At 38.9% G+C, this 22,060-nt stretch carries 20 protein-coding genes; 19 read left to right on the top strand and 1 reads right to left on the bottom strand.

Features of this window, described 5'->3' with window-relative positions; translation table 11 throughout:
* Positions 1-94: 94 nt before the first annotated feature.
* The 11 genes from JZO85_RS07425 to JZO85_RS07475 all read left to right on the top strand — a co-directional run bounded on the left by JZO85_RS07425 (position 95) and on the right by JZO85_RS07475 (position 13,435).
* A complete protein-coding gene (locus JZO85_RS07425) occupies positions 95-544 on the top strand; it encodes a YueI family protein (protein ID WP_207107869.1) in 450 nt (149 codons plus the stop codon).
* Between the two features lie 261 nt (positions 545-805).
* Positions 806-2,413 (top strand): CTP synthase, encoded by a 1,608-nt coding sequence (gene pyrG / locus JZO85_RS07430; RefSeq protein ID WP_207107870.1) that lies wholly within the window; start codon positions 806-808, stop codon positions 2,411-2,413.
* 265 nt (positions 2,414-2,678) lie between these two features.
* On the top strand, positions 2,679-3,548 hold the full coding sequence (locus JZO85_RS07435; RefSeq protein ID WP_088932264.1) for a class II fructose-bisphosphate aldolase: 870 nt from the start codon (positions 2,679-2,681) through the stop codon (positions 3,546-3,548).
* Between the two features lie 279 nt (positions 3,549-3,827).
* Positions 3,828-5,099 carry a UDP-N-acetylglucosamine 1-carboxyvinyltransferase gene (murA, locus tag JZO85_RS07440; protein ID WP_207107871.1) on the top strand — a complete coding sequence of 424 codons (1,272 nt, stop codon included), beginning with the start codon at positions 3,828-3,830 and terminating at the stop codon, positions 5,097-5,099.
* The gene (gene rho, locus JZO85_RS07445) at positions 5,099-6,394 is read left to right on the top strand and encodes a transcription termination factor Rho (RefSeq protein WP_207107872.1); all 1,296 of its coding nucleotides are present in this window, start codon (positions 5,099-5,101) and stop codon (positions 6,392-6,394) included. The genes murA and rho overlap by 1 nt, the downstream gene beginning before the upstream one ends.
* A 94-nt stretch (positions 6,395-6,488) precedes the next feature.
* A complete protein-coding gene (locus tag JZO85_RS07450; protein ID WP_207107873.1) occupies positions 6,489-6,752 on the top strand; it encodes a type B 50S ribosomal protein L31 in 264 nt (87 codons plus the stop codon).
* Between the two features lie 158 nt (positions 6,753-6,910).
* Positions 6,911-7,909, top strand: coding sequence for a DUF6933 domain-containing protein (locus JZO85_RS07455; protein ID WP_207107874.1), 999 nt, complete (start codon positions 6,911-6,913; stop codon positions 7,907-7,909).
* 224 nt (positions 7,910-8,133) lie between these two features.
* On the top strand, positions 8,134-9,747 hold the full coding sequence (locus JZO85_RS07460) for a PTS transporter subunit EIIC (RefSeq protein WP_207107875.1): 1,614 nt from the start codon (positions 8,134-8,136) through the stop codon (positions 9,745-9,747).
* 2 nt (positions 9,748-9,749) lie between these two features.
* Complete coding sequence (locus tag JZO85_RS07465; RefSeq protein ID WP_207107876.1) at positions 9,750-11,081, top strand: 6-phospho-alpha-glucosidase; 1,332 nt, start codon at positions 9,750-9,752, stop codon at positions 11,079-11,081.
* Between the two features lie 81 nt (positions 11,082-11,162).
* A complete protein-coding gene (gene gnd / locus JZO85_RS07470) occupies positions 11,163-12,062 on the top strand; it encodes a phosphogluconate dehydrogenase (NAD(+)-dependent, decarboxylating) (RefSeq protein WP_207107877.1) in 900 nt (299 codons plus the stop codon).
* Positions 12,059-13,435, top strand: a complete 1,377-nt coding sequence (locus JZO85_RS07475) for a gluconokinase (protein ID WP_207107878.1) — start codon at positions 12,059-12,061, stop codon at positions 13,433-13,435. Before gnd ends, JZO85_RS07475 begins: the two co-directional genes overlap by 4 nt.
* On the opposite strand, the gene JZO85_RS07480 is transcribed toward JZO85_RS07475, so the two are convergent.
* The gene (locus JZO85_RS07480; protein ID WP_207107879.1) at positions 13,432-14,157 is read right to left on the bottom strand and encodes a MurR/RpiR family transcriptional regulator; all 726 of its coding nucleotides are present in this window, start codon (positions 14,155-14,157) and stop codon (positions 13,432-13,434) included. The two genes, JZO85_RS07475 and JZO85_RS07480, sit on opposite strands and share 4 nt — an antisense overlap.
* A gap of 123 nt (positions 14,158-14,280) precedes the next feature.
* Between JZO85_RS07480 and JZO85_RS07485 the strand changes: the two genes are divergently transcribed.
* The 8 genes from JZO85_RS07485 (at position 14,281) to JZO85_RS07520 (ending at position 21,974) form a co-directional block, all read left to right on the top strand.
* The gene (locus tag JZO85_RS07485) at positions 14,281-14,748 is read left to right on the top strand and encodes a PTS sugar transporter subunit IIA (protein ID WP_207107880.1); all 468 of its coding nucleotides are present in this window, start codon (positions 14,281-14,283) and stop codon (positions 14,746-14,748) included.
* A gap of 157 nt (positions 14,749-14,905) precedes the next feature.
* Positions 14,906-15,586, top strand: a complete 681-nt coding sequence (locus JZO85_RS07490; RefSeq protein WP_207107881.1) for a response regulator transcription factor — start codon at positions 14,906-14,908, stop codon at positions 15,584-15,586.
* A complete protein-coding gene (locus tag JZO85_RS07495; protein WP_207107882.1) occupies positions 15,579-16,592 on the top strand; it encodes a HAMP domain-containing sensor histidine kinase in 1,014 nt (337 codons plus the stop codon). The genes JZO85_RS07490 and JZO85_RS07495 overlap by 8 nt, the downstream gene beginning before the upstream one ends.
* Positions 16,593-16,864: 272 nt before the next feature.
* Complete coding sequence (locus JZO85_RS07500) at positions 16,865-17,713, top strand: ABC transporter ATP-binding protein (protein WP_207107883.1); 849 nt, start codon at positions 16,865-16,867, stop codon at positions 17,711-17,713.
* Entirely contained in the window at positions 17,710-18,705 is a 996-nt protein-coding gene (locus tag JZO85_RS07505; RefSeq protein WP_207107884.1) for an ABC transporter permease, read from the top strand. Before JZO85_RS07500 ends, JZO85_RS07505 begins: the two co-directional genes overlap by 4 nt.
* Before the next feature lies 1 nt (position 18,706).
* Entirely contained in the window at positions 18,707-19,732 is a 1,026-nt protein-coding gene (locus JZO85_RS07510) for an ABC transporter permease (RefSeq protein WP_207107885.1), read from the top strand.
* 126 nt (positions 19,733-19,858) lie between these two features.
* Positions 19,859-20,701, top strand: coding sequence for a sialate O-acetylesterase (locus JZO85_RS07515; protein WP_207107886.1), 843 nt, complete (start codon positions 19,859-19,861; stop codon positions 20,699-20,701).
* A gap of 337 nt (positions 20,702-21,038) precedes the next feature.
* Positions 21,039-21,974, top strand: coding sequence for a phosphotransferase family protein (locus JZO85_RS07520; protein ID WP_207107887.1), 936 nt, complete (start codon positions 21,039-21,041; stop codon positions 21,972-21,974).
* Positions 21,975-22,060 lie beyond the last annotated feature (86 nt).

The following is a 22,060-nucleotide window of genomic DNA, read 5'->3' on the forward strand; positions in this document are numbered from 1 at the left end:
GATTTATCGCTATTTTTTTGCAGAGTTTCAGCATTTTTTTCACTCTTTTGATATACTATATTTGAATGAAACATACTTATAAGGAAGTGAAAATATGGCAAACGACGAATTGCAGCAGCATTTAGATAAAGGAAGGTACGGTTCGCCGCGGATCAATCCAGATGAGCAACGGAAATATTTAGGGACTTTTCGAGAACGCTGCTTTGTAAGTATGACAGTGCGAGAGATGAGCAGTAAACAAGACCGCGAACATTTGATTGAAGAAATCAAAAAGCATCCTGAAGGCAAGCTGTTGATTAATGGGGAAGTGAGCGAAAGTCTACAAAAGGACTTCATTGGTCTGGCTTCAAAAAATGCAACGGATTTTACTATCGTAAATGATGCAAAAGTAGAATCAGAGGACAGCATTGGCGTATTATTAGTAACAGATCATGCGGTAAATGAAGAAATCATTGATATTGAAGAAAAATATTCATCAAATCAAGCGGAGGACAATACAGAGCCAAAGAAGAAGAGAAGCTTTTTTAGCAAATTATTTGATTAAGGAAAATTAAGCAACTATTAATTACAGTTGACATTTTTCCAAAGTGTGAGTATTATACTGCTTGGGCACCCTTTTAGTAAGGGTCAAGTGTTTAGTGAATTCACAGCTCCCTATTCAAGTTGGATAGGGAGCTTTCTTTGTTTGGTTCTACGGATGATTTTTTTCGCTTATTATCAAAAAAGCTGAGAGAGTTCGTTTTGCCTTTCAAAGTGTATTTTCTAAACGTTTCCTGCAAACTAGTATGAAGGAGTTTTTTCATTTATGACAAAGTATATTTTTGTAACTGGCGGCGTAGTTTCATCAATTGGCAAAGGGATCGTGGCAGCATCATTGGGTCGTTTGCTTAAAAATCGGGGATTGAAAGTTACTATCCAAAAATTCGATCCATACATTAATGTCGATCCAGGTACGATGAGTCCTTACCAACACGGAGAAGTTTTTGTAACGGATGATGGTGCTGAAACGGACTTGGACTTGGGTCATTATGAACGTTTTATCGACATCAACTTGAATCAATACTCCAACGTAACGACAGGAAAAATCTATTCAGAGGTTATTCGTAAAGAACGTAAAGGTGAATACTTAGGAGCGACAGTTCAAGTGATTCCCCACATCACAAATGAAATCAAATCAAAAATCATGCGTGCTGCTAAGATGACTGATTCCGACGTCATTATCACAGAAGTCGGCGGAACTGTAGGGGATATTGAATCTCTACCATTTTTGGAAGCTTTACGCCAAATGAAAGCAGAGGTTGGTGCGGACAATGTGATGTATATCCATACAACATTGATTCCTTACTTGAAAGCTGCTGGTGAAATGAAAACCAAACCAACACAGCATAGCGTGAAGGAATTACGTGGTTTGGGTATTCAGCCAAATATCTTGGTGGTTCGTACAGAGCAGCCAGTTTCTCAAGGAACCAAAAATAAATTGGCACAATTTTGTGATGTAGAACCAGAAGCAGTGATCGAATCTCGTGATGTTGAAACTCTTTACTCTATTCCATTAGCATTACAAGCACAGGGAATGGACCAAATTGTTTGTGATCATTTGAAATTAGATGTACCAAGTGCAGACATGACTGAGTGGCGTGCACTTGAAGAAAAAGTGTTGAATCTTAAAAAGAAAGTCAAGATTGCGTTAGTAGGGAAATATGTCGAATTGCCAGATGCTTACATTTCTGTAGTTGAAGCGTTGAAACATTCTGGGTTTGCATTTGATTCAGATATCGAAATTGAGTGGATTCAATCACAGGAAGTCACTCGCGAGAATGTTGCGGAAGTACTAGGCGATGCTGACGGCATTCTAGTTCCTGGCGGTTTTGGTGATCGCGGGATTGAAGGGAAGATCGAAGCGATCCGCTATGCTCGTGAAAACGATGTGCCATTCTTAGGTATTTGTTTAGGAATGCAGATGGCCTGCGTGGAGTTTGCCCGCAACGTTGCTGGACTTGAAGACGCGAATTCAGCTGAAACGGTACCAGATACAGCGAATAACATCATTGACTTGATGGCCGACCAAGAGAACGTGGAAAATTTAGGTGGTACTTTGCGTCTTGGTTTATATCCATGCAAATTGAAAAAAGGCAGCAAAACAGCGGCTGCTTACAATAACGAAGAAGTGATCCAAGAACGTCACCGTCATCGTTATGAATTCAACAATCAATACCGCCAATTGTTTGAAGAAAAAGGACTGGTCTTCTCAGGTGTTTCTCCAGATAATCGTTTAGTAGAAATCGTTGAGATTCCTGAAAACAAATTCTTTGTAGGATGTCAGTTCCATCCAGAATTGATTTCACGTCCTAACCGTCCGCAACCATTGATCAAAGGTTTTGTTGGAGCGGCATTGGAAAATAAAGAAGCATAATAATTTAAACTACTGGAAGATGCGAGCATCTTCCAGTTTTTGTGCTCTGGTATGAATAAAAGATCGAACGCTCTGTTGATTTTTTCTTCGTTTTTTGTGAAAAATGTTTCGCTTTCTGCACTAGTAGTAAAAAAAACCAAAAAAGTTGAAATGTAAAGGTTTTATCGAAAGGTTAGCAGTAGCAAAGATGGGAAAACTTTGATAGAATTAACACGTTAGTTAAGCATGGCTTAACCAAATAGTAAAACACTAGGAGGAATTTTTTATGCCAGTAGTATCAGGAGCAGAATTCTTGAAAGCAGCACGTAAAGGCGGATATGCAGTTGGTGGTTTCAACACAAACAACTTAGAATGGACGCAAGCAATTCTAAAAGCTGCAGAAGCTAAAAAAGCACCAGTTCTTATCCAAACTTCAATGGGCGCTGCAAAATACATGGGTGGATATAAAGTTGCTAAAGATATCGTCTGTAACTTAGTTGATTCAATGGGTATCACTGTACCAGTTGCAATCCACTTAGACCATGGTGACTATGAAGCTGCTTTAGAATGTATCGAAGTTGGCTACACTTCAATCATGTTTGATGGTTCTCATCTTCCTTTTGAAGAAAACTTGAAACTTGCTAAAGACGTTGTTGAAAAAGCTCACGCTAAAGGTATCTCTGTAGAATGTGAAGTTGGTTCTATCGGTGGGGAAGAAGACGGAATCATCGGTGCTGGTGAATTAGCTGACATCGACGAATGTGTTCAAATGGTTGCTACAGGTATCGACTACCTAGCATGCGGAATTGGTAACATTCACGGCGTATACCCTGAAAACTGGAAAGGTTTAGCATTTGACCACTTACAAGCAATTGCTGATGCTGTAGGTTCTGATGTTCCTTTAGTATTACACGGTGGTTCAGGTATTCCTCAAGAACAAATCCAAAAAGCAATCTCAATGGGTGTTTCTAAAGTTAACGTTAACACTGAATTCCAATTATCATTTGCTAAAGCAACTCGTGAATATATCGAAGCTGGCAAAGATAAAGAAGGAAAAGGCTTTGACCCTCGTAAATTGTTAGCACCAGGTGTTGCTGCAATCGTTAAAGATGCTGAAGAACACATTGACTGGTTCGGTTCAGCAAACAAAGCTTAATTGATTTTTTAAGTCTCGGAGCGTATGCTCCGAGCTTTTTTTGACTCAAATTTAAGATCTTTAAAAAATCCATAAATATTACAAAAAAATGAATAATTTTTGCTGTTTAAGCGCATAAAACTTTGAATTTTTTCACCTACTAACCAAAAAAACTTCTAGCATGAAAAACCTGATTATTTTCTGCAATGATTTGAGAATGCTTCCTTTTTATACAAGCAATAATATGCTAGAATGGATAATGGTCTATAAACTTCAAAATAATTAATTAGGTGAAAATAAATGAGAAAAATTGAAATCCATGGCGGAAAGTCATTATCAGGTAATATTACAATCAGCGGCGCGAAAAACAGTGCAGTCGCATTGATCCCAGCAGCAATCATGGCGGATTCGCCAGTAATTTTAGAAGGTGTTCCCGATATTCAAGATGTTCACTCCTTGATCGAGATTTTGGAGATCATGGGTGCAGAAGTGTCTTTTGAAGATAATCGAATGGTGATTGATCCGAGTAAGGTTGTATCAATCCCAATGCCAAGTGGAAAAATAAATTCATTGCGCGCTTCTTACTATTTTATGGGCGCTTTATTAGGTAAGTTCGGTGAAGCAGTCGTTGGTTTGCCTGGCGGTTGTTTCTTAGGTCCACGTCCCATCGATTTGCATATCAAGGGATTTGAGAGCTTAGGCGCTGATGTTTCGAATGAACATGGCGTAATTTATTTACGTACAGAAGAAGAAGGTTTAACCGGTGATCGCATTTTCATGGATGTGGTTTCTATTGGTGCGACAATTAACGTGATGCTGGCAGCAGTCAAAGCAAAAGGCAAAACGATTATTGAAAATGCGGCTAAAGAACCAGAAATCATTGATGTAGCAACCTTATTGAATAATATGGGCGCGAAGATCCGCGGTGCAGGTACTGATGAAATTCGGATCGAAGGGGTTGAAGAATTACACGGCTGTGTTCATTCAATCATTCCTGATCGGATTGAAGCAGGGACTTATTTAGCATTGGCTGCGGCGATGGGGGAAGGCGTGACTGTTCATAATGTCATTTATGAACATATCGAAAGCTTTATCGCAAAGTTAGAGGAAATCGGTGTAGAGATGAATATCTCGGAAGATAGTATCGAAGTCTTGCCTTCAAAGAATTTGAAGGCTGTCGATGTGACGACTTCACCATATCCTGGATTCGCGACGGATTTACAACAACCATTAACACCATTATTATTAAAGGCACAAGGAACTGCTGAGATAATTGACACGATCTATTCAAAACGAGTTAATCATATCCCAGAGTTGGTACGAATGGGCGCGGATGCTCGCGTAGAAGGAAATTTAATTGTCCTAAACGGCCAAAGCAAACTGCATGGTGCTGAAGTAGTCGCTTCTGATTTACGGGCTGGGGCTTGTTTAGTTATCGCTGGATTGATGGCTGAAGGGAAAACAACGATTTTTAACGTGGAATACATTTTACGCGGATATGATCATATTATTGAAAAACTGACGGCTCTTGGTGCTACTATCGAAATGATTGATGAGGAAGAGGCGGAATAATGAGCGATTATTTAACAATGGCGGAGCTTGAGAACAAGACGCTAAAAGAGATTTATGCTTATGCAAAGGATTTTAAAATACCATATTACAGTCAAATGAATAAAAAGGAACTGTCATTAGCTGTTATTCGGGCACAGGCAGAAAAGCAAGGCTTCTTTTATATGGAAGGGGTCTTGGATATCGTTGGACAAGACGGCTACGGTTTTTTACGACCAATCAATTATGGGTCAAGCGCAGAGGATATTTATATTTCTTCTTCACAAATCCGCCGTTTTGGACTTAGAAATGGAGATAAGGTCGCTGGAAAGGCTAGACCTCCAAAAGAATCTGAGCGTTACTATGGCTTGATGCATGTGGAGAGTGTGAATGGTAAAGACCCAGAGGAAGCCAAAGAACGCCCCCATTTTCCAGCACTGACTGCTCTTTATCCTGACAAACAATTAATTTTAGAAACAACGCCTGGAAGATTATCTACACGAATGATCGATATTTTCTCACCTGTTGGTTTTGGTCAACGTGGGTTGATTGTTGCACCGCCAAAAGCCGGTAAAACAACGATTCTGAAAGAGATCGCTAATGGCATTACTGATAATCATCCCGATGTTGAATTGATTGTTCTTCTGATCGATGAACGACCAGAAGAAGTGACAGACTTAGAACGCAGCGTCAAGGGCGATGTGGTTTATTCGACATTTGATCAACAGCCGCAAAACCATACGCGGGTGTCTGAGCTGGTACTTGAACGTGCGATGCGTCTAGTCGAAGATAAGCGGGATGTCGTGATTCTAATGGATAGTATCACTCGTTTGGCTCGTGCCTATAACCTAGTCGTTCCACCTAGTGGTCGGACATTAAGTGGTGGTATTGACCCAGCCGCTCTTTACAAGCCTAAGAAATTCTTTGGTGCGGCTCGAAATATCGAAGAAGGCGGCAGCTTGACGATTTTAGCCACAGCTTTAGTTGATACTGGCAGCCGGATGGATGATGTCATCTATGAAGAATTCAAGGGAACTGGGAACTTAGAATTACAATTATCTCGTGAATTATCTGAACGTCGGATCTTCCCAGCGATCGATATCAAGAAGTCTGGCACGCGTAAAGAAGAATTGCTAATGAGTCCAGATCGTCTTGAGGAAATCTTCAAACTTCGCAATAATATGACTGGCGACTCTCTAGAATATACATCACAATTCATCAATTTCTTGAGGAAGACAAAGAATAACGACGGCGTTTTCAAAGCTTTTAAAGATGTTTCCTTCGGTGGAAAAACGCCAAGAAGAAATCAAAAAAGATAATTGCATTGTCGAATCATTCATGATAGTATATTCATGTTGTAAATAAATAACTCTGAACCAGCAAATGATTCAGGGCAAAGGAGCGAAAAAAACTATGAAACAAGGAATTCATCCAGAATATCATCCAGTTGTATTTATGGACTCAACTACAGGTTTCAAATTCTTGTCAGGTTCTACTAAATCTTCACAAGAAACAGTTGAATGGGAAGACGGAAATACTTACCCAGTAATCCGTGTCGAAGTTACTTCAGACTCTCATCCTTTCTATACTGGACGTCAAAAATTCACACAAGCAGACGGACGTGTCGATCGTTTCAACAAAAAATACGGTCTCAAAGACGACAACGCTGCGGAATAAGAAAAATTCTGTTCAAACAGACTTTAACGAGTTTCCTTTATTGGAAGCTCGTTTTTTTATTCAGAAATTTCGAATGGTCGAGTTACCTCTATGTATGTTTCTTTGCTATACTATTATTGTCTTGAGAAAAATAAAAACGATTGAGTGAGGGATAGAAAATGATCATCAATCCATCGAAAAAAGCATTACCTTTATTTAATTATTTACCTAAAGCAGCTGATAAAAAGTTGGCAAGAAGCTTTTCCGATAGCAACCCACTTTTTTCTTGGCATGCGAATTACTTCAATGTAAAAAGAAAAAAAATTTTGTTATTGGTCAATGATTTGACGTATTTTCCGATTGTTTTGGTAGGAATCGATGCTAAAAATAAAAAGCAGTTGAATGAGATTATTCGGACTGCAATAAAAGAAGTATTCCAGGCCGCGAAAATTCCGCAGCAAAAAATAATTGACTATCTTGATTTGGCTGGCGAAATAGAGGTAAGCGCTGGATATAATCGCGTCATTACTGGGATCATCAATAATATGATTACTTCACTGGAGTACCATGAAAGGTTCAATTTGGATGTACTTATTGATATTAAGCTCAGTATTGATTTAGCGGATAGTGTGTTTAAAGAATCCTTTCCTTTAGATGAATTAAGAAAAGTTTTTAAAGAACCTCTAGTTCTCCATGATATCTCGCAGGAGGATTTAGAAGAAAATGTCGTAAAAAGAGACTGGAAATCTTTAGCTGATTGTAAAGCAGGTGATTTATCGGAGAAAGAAATAGATGAAGCATTGGCAAATAATCAACGGATTTTAAAAGCTTTTCAGCAGTATCTTGAACAACATGAAAAAGTGACTAAGAAAACGGTAAATAGACAGCTATCAACTATTGAATATTATTTAAGTGGCTATCTAATTTTTTATGGTTTTAATCAGGCAATATCCACTTTTGCAATTATTAGTGATTTTTTCAGTTGGGGAGCTCGTAAAAATCTGTGGATCAGTGAAAGTGCAGTAAAGAAGGCGGGCTCTTCAATGAAAAAATTCTATCAATTTTTGATAGCAGCCGGCGAAGTGAAGGAATCGGATATGCCAGAGATTCGAGAGCAAATTGAAATGGGTGTCGATGATGGCAGTATGACACTGATGATGATGGCTGATTGGTATTAATGTATAAACCAAGCATAAGGAGAAAATCAACTTCTTCTTATGCTTATTTTGTTTTGCTTTATACTAAGTGATTTAAGAGTATTTCTTTTAGATAGTTGAAACAGTTCTTACCTCTATGAAACATATTCCAAATCATGAAACGAGTTTAGTTGTAAGCGGTATCTATTTATTTTTGTAATTGTGCCACGTATACTAATCACATCATAAACAAAGGAGATAAAAAGATGAAAGCGAAAATCATGGATAGCATGCAAAAATTTTCGAAGGCAATGTTTGTTCCTGTACTAATCTTGCCGATAGCGGGTATCTTGATCGCAATTGGTAACGTTTTTACTAATCCGCGGCTGATTGAAACGTTTGGCTTCTTGGACAATCCAATCACGATGGGCTTTGGTAGTATTTTGTCTGCGGCATTACTACCAGTCTTAACGAATTTAGGAGTTATTTTCTGTGTTGGAATTGCTCTAGGGTTAGCGAATAAGAAAAAAGCGGAAGCGGCCTTCACTGCTTTACTCGGATATTTAGTTTTCCTATACGCAATGAACAAATTTATGGAACTAAGAGATATGTTGGTGGCACCTGAACAATTGCAGGGGTCTGGTCAAACCTTAGTCTTAGGTGTCCAAGTATTGGATATGGGTGTTTTTCTTGGAATCATTCTTGGAATTGTTGTAGCAGTGATCCACAATCGTTTTATCGATACCACCTTTAACAATGCTTTCCAAGTATATGGTGGTGCACGTTTTGTTTTTATCGTTTTGATTCCAGTCTTAGTACTGGCAGCGATTGGCCTTTCCTTTATTTGGCCTGTTATTCAGCAGGGCATTGATGGATTAGGCGGCGTTATTCAAAAGACGGGTAATTTTGGAATATTCCTCTACGGTTCGTTGGAGCGTCTATTGATTCCGACTGGGTTGCATCATCTGATCTATACACCATTCCTATATACCTCTCTTGGTGGTGTGGCAGATGTCGGTGGGCAAGTCTTTGAAGGTGCAAGGAATATTTATTTTGCTGAAATTGCTGATCCTGCGGTCAAAGTACTTTCGCAAAGTGTGATTTGGGATGCAAGGGGAATATCAAAAATGTTTGGTTTGATCGGTGCCTGTTTAGCGATGTATCAAACGGCTAAGCCAGAAAATAAATTCAAGGTAAAAGCCATCTTGATTCCAGCAGTAGTAACATCATTTATCGCTGGTGTAACTGAACCAATTGAATTTTCATTTATGTTTGTAGCGCCGGCATTATTCGTCATCCATTCAGCATTAAGCGGGTTGAGTATGGTTGCACTGAATATTTTGGGGTCGCGAGCGATTGGTCCGAATGGGTTTATCGACTTTCTGCTATATAATATTCCTCTGGGAACCGAAAAGACTCGTTGGCCGATTTATCTCTTAGTGGGCATCGCATTCTTCTTTATTTACTATTTCATTTTCCGCTTCTTGATCGTCAAGTTCAATTTTAAAACGGTTGGTCGTGAAGATAATGATCAAGAAACGAAGCTTTATTCGAAAAAAGAATACAATGAGAAGAAATCAGGTGTACCAGATGCTGGTGTCATGGCAACGCCAATCACTGATGATGAATTCTCAAAACAAATCGTTGTGGGGTTAGGCGGTGCTGAAAATATCAAGACAATCGATAATTGTTATACGCGTTTACGCTTGAAGTTGGCAGATCCAGCTTTGGTGAATGAGGGATTGCTCAAAGATCAGACACAAGCAAAAGGTGTTATCAGTAATGGAGAAAATGTGCATGTAGTTTACGGACTGACCGTACCCCAAGTCCGAGAAAAGCTCGAAAAATATTTAGGTAGAGACAGTGGAGGAGACGAATAGTGATGAAGAAATTTTCAGTAGTAATTGCCGGTGGAGGGAGTACCTTTACTCCTGGGATCGTTATGATGATGTTGGATAATTTGGACCGTTTTCCATTAAGAACGTTAAAGCTATACGACAATGATGGGGACCGACAAGGAATTTTAGGCGAGGCCCTAGAGATTTTGTTGAAGGAACAAGCCCCTGAGATTGATTTTATCTATACGACAGACCCAGAAACGGCCTTTACGGATGTTGATTTTTGTATGGCGCATATTCGTGTAGGAAAATATGCGATGCGTGAGAAGGATGAAAAGGTTCCTTTGCGCCACGGAGTCTTTGGTCAAGAGACTTGTGGTCCTGGTGGGATCGCCTATGGTATGCGTAGTATTACGGGAATGCTGGAGATTATCGATTACATGGAAAAATATTCCCCTGAATGCTGGATGTTGAATTATTCTAATCCTGCAGCGATCGTGGCAGAGGCTTGTCGAGTACTGCGGCCAGATTCAAAAGTTTTGAATATTTGTGATATGCCTGTAGGGACCTTACGCCGCATGTCGCAGATTGTAGGAAAAACACCGGAAGAATTAGAGGTTCGCTATTTTGGCTTAAATCATTTTGGTTGGTGGACGAGTGTCAAAGATAAAGCAGGTCATGAATACATTGATCAAATTCGTAACTATGTCTCTGAACATGGCTATTTGACTCAAATCGAAGTCGATACTCAGCATACAGATCCAAGCTGGCAGGAAACACATAAGAAAGCAAAAGATATTTTAGCGGTAACGCCGGAATACTTGCCAAATACGTACTTGAAATATTACTTGTATCCGGATTATGTTTTTGAACACATGAAGGATCATCCAGAATTTACGCGGGCAAATGAAGTAATGCAGGGACGAGAAAAGAACGTTTTTGATCACGCGCGTCAAATTATTGCGAATGGTTCTGCAGAGGGCATTGCTTTTGAAATAGACGCGCATGCTACATTTATTGTTGATTTAGCGCGGGCGATCGCTTTTAATACGCATGAACGCATGGTGATGATCGTCGAAAACAATGGTGCAATCGCTAATTTTCCTGACGATGCAATGGTGGAGGTTCCATGTATTGTTGGAACAGATGGCCCCGAAGCTTTAGCTCAAGGAAAAATTCCAGCTTTTCAGCAAGCGCTGATGTTCCAGCAAGTTACTGTTGAAAAATTAGTTGTCGAAGCATATGTGGAAAAAAGTTATCAAAAAATGTGGCAGGCTTTGACCTTATCTAAAACAGTGCCAAGTGCACAGGTCGCTAAGGAACTATTGGATGACTTAATTATCGAAAATGGAGATACTTGGCCAGAATTACATTAAATTTTAAAGGACATAACAGCAGCGATTCAATGAATAGGTGTTGTTATGTTCCTTTTTTCAAAAATAGTAGGAGGAATGATGATGGAGATCGCAATGATCGGTTTAGGAAAAATGGGCATGGGGATTGCTGAGAATTTATTAAGGCATCGGTATCAGGTAAAGGGCTTTGATATTGATCCTAACGTTGGTAACGCTTTATTAGAAATGGGCGGGGACTTTTATCCTGATATCGATAGCCTGTTAGCAAACAAAATGGACAGACAGATCGTCTGGCTGATGCTTCCAGCAGGAGATTTAACTAATAATACGGTCATGGATACAGCTAATAAGTTAAGTGAAGGCGATATTCTGATTGAAGCTGGAAACTCTCATTATCAAGATAGTCTAAACAACTACGAATATTGTCAGGCAAAGGGAATTCATTTCATTGATGTGGGAACATCAGGTGGTGTGGAGGGAGCTAGGCATGGTGCTTGTATGATGATAGGAGGTGAGCAGTCGATTTTTAATAATTTAAGATCGTTGTTTACTGATTTGTGTGTTGAAAATGGGTTCATTCATACTGGACCGGCAGGCAGCGGCCATTACCTTAAGATGGTTCATAATGGTATTGAATACGGGATGATGCAATCGATTGGTGAAGGTTTTAATTTATTGCATCATAGTCCTTACGACTACAAAATGGCTGAAGTGGCTCACGTTTTTAATCATGGGTCAGTGATTCGTTCTTGGCTGATGGCACTAGTGGAAAAAATCTATCAAGAACATGGCGAAATGACTGAAGTAGCAGGGATTATCCCTTCTTCAGGTGAAGGAAAATGGACAGTTGAGGAAGCGTTGCGATTAAGAGTGAACCTACCGGTGATTACTCAATCGCTTATGACGCGCTTTGCTTCAGAGGATTGTGATAAGATAAGTGAGAAACTTGTCGCATTATTGCGCAATCAGTTCGGCGGACATGCCATTGTAAAGGATGAATGATTTTGTCAGTATTTTTAGGAATAGATGTTGGTACAACAGCGATTAAATTAGGAGTGATTCAGAAGAATGAGCTGCTTTATTCGAGTGAGCTGCCGCTGCAAACTTATGGAGATGATCAGATTAAGTATCAAAATGGGACTGTGCTTTTAACGATTTTGCAAGCAGGGATTCTAGCGATACCTGAAAAAATACGTCAGCAAGTCACATTGATTAGCTTCAGTACGGCGATGCACAGCATAATGCCTGCTGATGGCAGAAATCAACTCTTTTTATGGTCGGATCTTCAAGCCGCGGAAAGTATTGAAGGATTTAAGCAAACGGATTTAGCCTCGCATTTCTATGAAATTTCGGGTACACCGATTCACGCGATGTCGACTTTTGCGAAGCTATTGTATTTTCAAGAATCAACAAGTTATCCAAAAGACATGCATTGGTATGGAATCAAAGAATTGCTGATGGAGTACTTTACTGGAAAACCGATCATTGATTATGCTACAGCGTCTGCCACAGGACTTTTTGATTTGCGAAAAAAACAGTGGAGTGGAGAAATTCTTGATTTTTTAGGCATTAAGGAAGAGCAATTAGCGGAGCTGGCTGATACTAATCAAGAGTATAGAATGCTGCCTAATAGATGTGATTTGTTTGGATTTTCCAATAATTCTCGTGTCGTTATTGGTGCCAGTGATGGTACGTTGGCTGCTTATGCCAGCTATTATTCGACCGGCAGAACTGCAAGTTTGACGATTGGAACAAGTGCAGCAGTTCGTCAAACGACCAAAACTATTCAATTGGATCAGAAGAAACAAAATTTTTGTTACTATTTAAAGAACGATCTGCTGATAAGCGGCGCACCTTCAAATAATGGGGGAGTCATTTTAGCTTGGGCAGCGAACTATTTCGCCGAAAATCCAGCGAAATTTTATGAACGAATACCAGAGTTACTGGCAGAAACTGAAGTGGGAGCCAATGGATTACGCTTTTGGCCTTATTTAAATGGAGAACGAGCACCTTATTGGAATAATGATTTAAAAGGGGGATTTTATGATTTGACACTACAGCATACCAAAAATGATATGCTGCGAAGTGTGATTGAAGGGGTGTTGCTGAATATTCGTCAATTAGTAGAGCTGGTTGCTAAAGATCAAGAGCTTTCAGTTAGCGGAGGCTTTTTCCAAACAGCGGCGTTAGGACAACTCGCTGCAGATGTTTTTGGTGTGAAATGTTACTATGCCCAGCAAAACGAACCAATTTTTGGTTTGTACTATTTATTGGAGCAGCCGAAATTAACGATAGAAGAGAGTCAGCAAGTCTTTATTCCCGATCCAATCAAGCATGCTGCCTATAAACAGATTGCACAAGACTATTTTAACTAGTTTGTCTTAGTGAATTCTTGGACGATGTATTCCATCAGCAGCAATAATTTACCAAAAAAGCTATTGTATTTGATATTTTGACTATCTAGCGGCCGCTCATCAGTGACTTCAAAAATGATTGACGCGGCTTCTGTTGCCCGTGATTGACTATTTCCAGTAAATAGAATAGTTGGTATCCCATGGTCCTTCGAAAAATGCATTTTTTCAACGACCTTTTGGGTCTCGCCAGATTTAGAAATAACAATCAGCATACTGATATTATCAATATTATTATTGATGATCCCTGATGAATCGGCCGCATTGACAAATAACGTTTTGATACCATTGACTAATAGTTTCTTATAGAGGTATTCTGCAATCATGCTCGAAAATCCGGTTGCGTAAATCGTGATAAACTTTTCTTGGTTTTTCTGATAGATTTGCTTCATAGCTTGAATAGAAGGCGCGATTTTATCTGTAGGAATTGAAATATCGACTGTTGCCTCGACGAATTGATTCTGTGGTCGGTATTGATTTTTTAAAAAGTAAAATAGCTCTAAATATCCGGAAAAATCCATTTTTTGGGCCAAGCGCACGATTGTCGCTGGAGAAGTATAGAGTGTGGCGGCGATTTTTCTAAGTGAAACGCCCTCCAATTCGTTTACATGAGCGGCTAAGTAAGTCAAGATCGAAAGGTCATTGTCGGATAATTGTTTTCCTTTAGTAACCAATTCTAGATCCATTCCCACACCTCCTAATAAAATAATGAAATCCTTACTTTCGTATTATACACTAACAGTAAAAGAAATAAGATCATTCGTAGGATGAAGAAAAATTTTAAAACAATACAGAGAGGAGCGCAACAAATGTTTGGATTATTCAAAAGCAAAATTAACGAAATCATGACACCGGTAAATGGAATGGTAGTTGACTTGAAAGAAGTGAACGATCCCGTTTTTAGTGGAAAAATGATGGGTGAAGGCTTCGCAGTCAAACCGTCCGATGGAAAAATCTGTGCCCCAGTAAAAGGAAGGATCAAATCTATTTTTCCAACGCTGCATGCACTGACGATGGAAACCGAAGATGGATTAGATGTATTGATCCATATTGGATTGGATACTGTAGAATTGAATGGCGGTGGCTTCAGTTCAATCATTCAAGAAGGGCAGAAAGTAAAGGCAGGTGATCCATTAGTTCAAGTGGATTTAGCATTTTTAGCAAAAAATGACAAAGATGATATTGTGATCGTGGTTTTACCAGAAATGAAAGACAAAAAATTAGCGATCAATTTGGGAACTAGACAAGTTGGAGAAATTGCTGCCACCCTTGAGTGATTTTTTTAGAACTCCTTTTCATAAGGAGTTTTTTTTATAATTTTTTGTCGTTGGTTTCTGTTAAGTGAAAAGACCTTCTTACTTAGAAATTCTTTGTGATAAAATAAATTGAAGATACGGTTTCTTAAAATCGCAGGTTTCGGAGGAGTGATTGCCAATGGCAACGATATTGATCGCAGAAGATGAAAAACAAATCCAAACAATTCTTGCCGATTATGCTAAGAAGAACAATCATTCGGTTCTTTTAGCTGATGACGGAGTAGAGGCATTGATGGCACTAAAAAATAATGTGGTTGATCTAATGATTTTGGATATCATGATGCCAACAGTGGATGGCTACCTCGTATGTAAACAGGCTCGCGAGATCAGTGATCTGCCGATTATTTTTCTAACTGCAAAGGTTGATGAATCAGATAAGCTATACGGTTATCAATTAGGGGCGGATGATTATGTGACGAAACCATTTAGTCCCAACGTTCTGATGGCAAAGGTAAGAGCGCTATTAAATAGAACTGGACGTGGAGAAGAGATAGGAAATTTATTTAAGGCAGGACAAATCATCCTTGATCCTTTGGCTCGTGAGGTAAGGGTTGAAGGGCGATCGATTGAATTGACCCATACTGAATATGAGCTTCTATTGCTATTCATGCAAAATCCTAAACAGGTTTTCTCTAGGGAACAACTGCTTAATCGAGTTTGGGGATATGATTTCGAGGGGACCACCCGGACTGTAGATGTCCACGTTAAGAATCTTCGACAAAAGCTTGGTACACAGGGACAAGCTATTGTGACATTGATTCGATCTGGCTACAAATTCGAGGTGAATAGTGATGGCTGAACAAACTAGAAGAAATAAATGGTATTCTATCTATTTAATAAATAAAAAGGTATTCTTTTTATCAAAACTAGTGATTGGCGGTTGTCTTTTGTCGTATATTATTTCCTCTGCTTTTGGCGGGTGGATGAGAGATATTATTTTTGTTGTATTACTAATTGCTTTGATAGTAAGCTGGGACGCGATATTACGTAAAGTCGTTTCGCGCCCAGTCCATGAAATAAGTGAAGCAGCTCAGCGAATGGCGGACTTAGATTTTTCACAGCCATGTAAAATCCACACGAATGATGAACTGGGAACATTAGCGAATAATTTGAATAAAACTGCTCGCAATCTAACGCACGCGCTTGAACAGCGTAAAGATTTAGCAGACACGTTGTCACATGAGCTAAAGACACCACTCGGAGTGATCCGTGCCTATTCTGAAGGATTAGGCGAGGCCACGCCAGAGCAAGAGGAAAGCTACCGGCAAACAATCATTGAAGAAACAGAGAAAATGGCAGAAATGATAAATGACTTGTTAGATTTATCTGCATTAGAAGCTGGATCTACGAGTCTATCTGTTGAATCGTTTGATTTAGTAGAATTAGTAGAAGCGATTGCTGGTCGAGAATTTATCGATAGTAGGACAACCTATTTTGAACTAAGCTACTCGCTTCCGGAGCAGCCAATTTTTGTCATCGCTGATCAAAAACGAATGAGACAAGTTCTCCACAATTTTATGAGTAATGCAAAAAAATTTGTGACGGATTCCGGCAAAATCCACATTGAACTGACAACCTTAAAAGACAACGCTCATTTTTTAATTTATAATGATGGCCCGAATGTTTCTAGTGACAGTTGGAATAAATTTCAGCGCAGCAAAGGCGGGGAAAATAAGAGCGGATCAGGATTGGGACTGACTATTGCTGCGCAAATACTTACCATGCATCAAGCTGATTTTGGTTTCAATAATCGGACTGCTGGTGTGGAATTCTATTTTTCACTTCCTATAGATAATAAGCAATAATTTAAGGAAAGTCGTACTTTAATCAGGTACGGCTTTTTACATTGCCTTCATCCCATCTTTACAGCAGCTTTACAAGAGAGTCGTACAGTTAGAACTATAAAAGCGATCAATCAGACTGGGGGAATTACGATGTTTCTAGGATTAGCTTGGTATTGGTGGATAATTTTTACCGTCATCTTTTTGCTTTCACTGCCCTTAAAGATCAAGTTCATAAATTGGTGGTCAGGAAGACAGAAAAAGGGAAATCAGAATGATAGGTGGGGAGACGAATAATGATTGAAGTAAAAGAGCTGACTTTTTCGTATGGAAAAAATAAACAAACGCTTCATGGCTTGGATTTTAAAGTAGGTGAAGGAGAAATTTTTGGTTTTTTAGGCCCGAATGGTTCAGGAAAATCAACGACTCAAAAAATACTTAGTGGTATTTTGAAAAATTATGGCGGAGAGGTGTCTCTATTTGGTCAAGATATGGCCTACCGAACAAACAAGAAATTTTTTCAACGAATCGGAGTGCTTTTCGAATTTCCCTATTTATACGCTAACTTAAGTGCGTTAGATAATCTAAACTATTTTTCTTCATTTTATCCAAAGGATCAAATACAAGACATATCGGCATTGCTAGAACGTTTAGAATTCAAAAAAGACTATCTGCACAAGCCTGTCTCCTCGTACTCTAAAGGAATGCGGCAACGGGTAAGTATGGCCAGAGCGTTGATGACTAGTCCGGACCTTTTGTTTTTAGATGAACCAACGAGCGGCTTGGATCCATCTGGTGCAGTACTATTTCGAAATATTATAGAGGAGGAGCGGAAAAAAGGAACAACCGTTTTTCTTACTACCCATAATATGATGGATGCTGAGCTTCTCTGTGACCGAGTGGCTTTCGTTGTGGAGGGGAGTATCGCGGTGATAGATGCACCAAAGCATTTGAAAGAGCATAACAGTAAACATCAGGTAACGATAGAGTATACATTGGACAAGAAAAGAAAGAGTAAAACGCTCAAAATAAATACATTAGATCAGAGTCTGAATTTTCCTCATGATCAAATCCTGAGTATTCATTCTCAAGAACCGACGATGGAAGAAATCTTTATCCAGTATACAGGAAGGCGGTTATCATGATGATCAGTTCTCTTTTCACACTGCTGAAAAAAGATTTCAAAATGATGCTATCTGGCAAATTTTTTCTATTAGCTTTGGGGTCCTTACTGTTGTATTCCTGCTATATTCAATTTGTATATGTCAACCTTGATCAAAAAGCCTATCCTGTTTTTCTTTATGATCCAAATAACAAAATTTCTGCGCCCTCTAAAAAAGTGACGGAGGTCAAAAGTTTAGAGGAGTTGAAGAAGCAAACAACTGAGGGAGAGGCAATAGGAGTGAATGCTGCAGGTTCGAAGCCTCTGCTAATAATGGATTCATCAGGCAGAGCTCGCATTGATACTATTCGAGCGGCATATGCTTTAGCACTGCTGACTGATGAAAAGCCTCCTGCAGTACAAGAAATTGGGCGTAACAATAAAGACATGAAAAATCGGCGAGAAATAACCAGCGAGTTTCTATTTTTTGAGTTAGCTGCAGTCGGTTTTTTAGGAATTGCTTCGATCATCTTTAAGGAAAAGCATATGGGGGTCATTCGAATCCATGGCGTGATGCCAATCTCAAAAAGCTTGTTCATTTTATCTAAATTGTTCCTGTTCCTTGCAGCTGACAATCTGTTTGCTTATTTGCTGACAGTGATCAACCTTGGTCATTTGGAGGGCTTTGGAGTAATTCCAGCCGTTTTACTCCAAACAACGATTATGTCGCTAATTATGACTCTCATTGGAATTATTTGTGCGATTCGCTTACCAGACTTCAAGCAATTTTCTTTATTGTATTTAGTCCTTGCTGTTTTTGTTACAACACCTGTTTTTTTAGCCGGACAAACAGGAATGACATGGAATTGGATTCATTACCATCCGCTGTATCACTTATTTATGGCTATGAAGAATGCCTATTTTCAAGTGACTGCAGCAAGTAATATCTATTATGGCGTTTGTTTGCTTATTATAATTTTGCTGTTTCTGTTGGCAAGAAAAGTACTATCACAGGAAATGGTTAAGGAGGGGTAGAATGAAAGGGATGATTTATCAGTTAAAAAATATTCGGAGGGATAAACTGTGTCTCTTGACCTTTCTGCTGCCCATAATTTTCGGATTTGCTGTGAACAGCTTTTCAGACGTTAATTTCTCTACTGTTGGGGAGACTTCATTCGGAATTGTTGAAGGGAGTTTAACTAAGGAAATGGCAGAATGGTTAGATAAAATTGGTACTGTCGCTATATATAAGGATCGCACTGCTTTAGATAATGCAGTGAAGGATCCGGCAACTCAATTAATTGGGGTTACACTTGAAGAAGACGAAATCAAGACAATCCTTTCTGGAGATGAATGGACATTGTATAAGGAGCTAGCGGCTCATTTATCACAAATGTATTCTGAGAGTAAGAATTCTGCTATCTCGACTGCCACTATTCGCCCAGCATCGGGAGACACGGAATGGATAAAATCATTATTGATCGTAATTACGATGGTGACTGCTATGTTCATGGGCTGTACCTTCAATGCGATGAGTATCATTGGAGAAAAAGAGGACGGTATCTCACAGATTAACAAAATACTACCAATAAGCAAAACTGAATATCTCAAACAAAAAATTTTCATAGGTTTCTGCGGTGCAACAGTCTCTACGATTATCACAGCGTTTATTTGCATTCGAGGTGAGGTTAAAAATATTTTACCGCTATTCGTGCTAATCGTTCTATCCGCTTTTGTCGCTGCCCTATTAGGATTATTTATCGGCCAGTTTTCAACTAATATGATGGCTGGCATTGCCTATATTAAGATAGTAATGATTTTGTTTATTGCTCCTCCGATCCTCTTCTATCTAATGACGTCAGAAAAAAGTAGTTTTAGAACTGTTTCGTATCTTATACCTTCGAGTGCGACATTTTATGGACTAACAGATTTGATAAACGGGGAAACAAAATCGATGAGCATATATGTCGTGGTTTTGTTCTTACATTGTCTATTTGGGCTAGTGCTCTATTTGAGAATCAGCGAACGGAAAAAAAAGATGAAAGAAGGAACGAATCTCTGAAAATCTAAAATCATGACTGGTTGGACTTCTCCGATTAATTTCAATCTCTATTGGAAGAACTAATTATTGACGCTATAGGCTAATTAGACTATAGTATGCGAAGTGTTGAAATTAAGGAGAAGAATAATGAAGTCTTTTTTATTGATTGGTCAGTCGAATATGGCTGGACGTGGTTATTTAAATGATGCTCCAGCAATTTATAATGAAAATATTGAGGTTTTGCGTAATGGCCGGTGGCAGATGATGGCAGAACCACTTCATAATGACCGCGAAGTAGCAGGCATCGGCCCAGCAGCCTCTTTTGCGGCAGCCTGGGCACAGGATCATCAAGCTGAAAAGCTGGGTTTGATCCCTTGTGCTGAAGGTGGCAGCTCGATTGATGAGTGGGCAGAGGATCAGGTGTTGGCCAGACATGCACTTAGTGAGGCAAAATTTGCGATGGAAACTAGCGAATTAATTGGAATACTATGGCATCAAGGAGAAAATGACAGTTTAAACGGGCAATATAAGGATTACGCAGAAAAACTGAAAGCAGTTTTTGGTCATTTTCGACAAGCGCTTAGCTTACCAGAATTGCCGATCATTGTTGGTGAACTGCCAGACTTTCTTGGAAAAAGCGGCTTTGGACAAAGTGCAATAGAGTTTAAAGAGATCAATCGTGAGATCCAGACGGTTGTGAAGGGGACTAAAAATTCTTATTTGGTAAGCGCTGAAAATCTGGCTTCGAATCCAGACGGTATCCATATTAATGCTGAATCACAAAGACAGTTTGGGATTCGATACTATGAAGCATTTAAAAAAAGGATTAATGTTGCTCATGCTTTAGGAAATGAAGATGAACAGCTTAGCAGGATTTATGGTCGAGAAACAACGACAAATGAAAAAATCTATTTATTAAGTCGCGATTTTGCTCTGGGCAAGCTGGATTATCAAACGTTCATGAAAAAATTTGCTGAAATAACTAAGTAAAAGAAAGACAGCCAAATATTGAGGAAAAACCTCTTCATTGGTCGTGTATGACAATCGCCAAAGTATGTGAATGATGAGATATACAAAACGTCATCATAAAGTCAACTTAAGATGGTTCCAAGAACGATTAGCTGAATATTGGGAGCAGCTCACAAGAACATTTTTGTGAGCTTTTTTATGAGCTCTGTATAACTCAAGGTAGCCGCCATAAAATTTTCCATGTATGATTGGTTAATGAATACTGGCATTAAAAGAATGATTCTCGAGTTCTTCAGTTTAGAAGATTATTATATTTGCCATTTAGGAATTGATCAACAAATGAAAAAAGAGGTGACCAATGAATAAAGTAGAAGTGATGAAACAGATCAAACAAGAATATCCTGAATTAATCATCGAAGACTTGAGATATTTAGGAACTGGTTTTGACAGCGAGGCCTTTTTGCTTAATGACGCTTATGTTTTTAAGTTTCCTCGCCACACTAGAGCAGCAAAGAATCTTTATAAGGAAGCTCTCGTATTGAGAGAAATAAAAGATCAAGTCCCGTTAAAGGTTCCTGAGATTTGTTATGTTGGAAAGTCTGAGCAGCCGAATCAACTGAAGTTTATAGCTCAAGAAAAAATCGAAGGGGTCCCTTTAGATGCGGAGATTTTGGCAACTCTCACGGATGATCGGAAAGAGGAGATGGCTAAAGAGCTGGCAGCCTTTTTTAAAGCATTGCACAGGATTGAATGGAGGACACAAGTCAATGATCTTGAAGTAAACAAAAATACGAAAGCTGCCTATGAGTATGAAGTCATCAAAGAAGCCGCGTATCCACTTTTAAATGAGTCTGTTAAACAAGAAATAGACGAAGTTTATGACAAATTGTTGAAGCAAGAGTTTCACTACACCAAATGCCTGATCCATAATGATTTTGGTGCGGGTAATGTTTACTATGATCGAGTTTCTGATAAAATTTGTGGTCTGATCGACTTTGGTGATATCGCGCTTTATGATCTTGATATGGAGTTTGTTTGTTTGATGTATGATTATGAGGAAGGTTTTGATCAAGAGTTTGTTGGAAGAATACTGGATTATTATGGTATGGATTTAAAGGATATAGAAAACAAATTAGCTTTCACTAAATTTTACAATCAACTGGAAAATGTTTATTTAGGTAAAGAATTTGGAATGACTGATCTTTTTGAAGATAGCGTTGCTGAAATTAAGACTGGGTTGAAGGGATTTAAAGAGAATATTTTATTGGAAGATAAAACAATGTATTATCTTTAAAAAGAACTCGCAGTCACTATAATGTGACTTATATCATTGCTAAAAAAAATTAATTGCCAGGTTGCTTTTTTCTAAATGCCCGATAA

The organism is Candidatus Enterococcus murrayae (genome assembly GCF_017315985.1).
Lineage (GTDB): Bacteria > Bacillota > Bacilli > Lactobacillales > Enterococcaceae > Enterococcus_A > Enterococcus_A murrayae.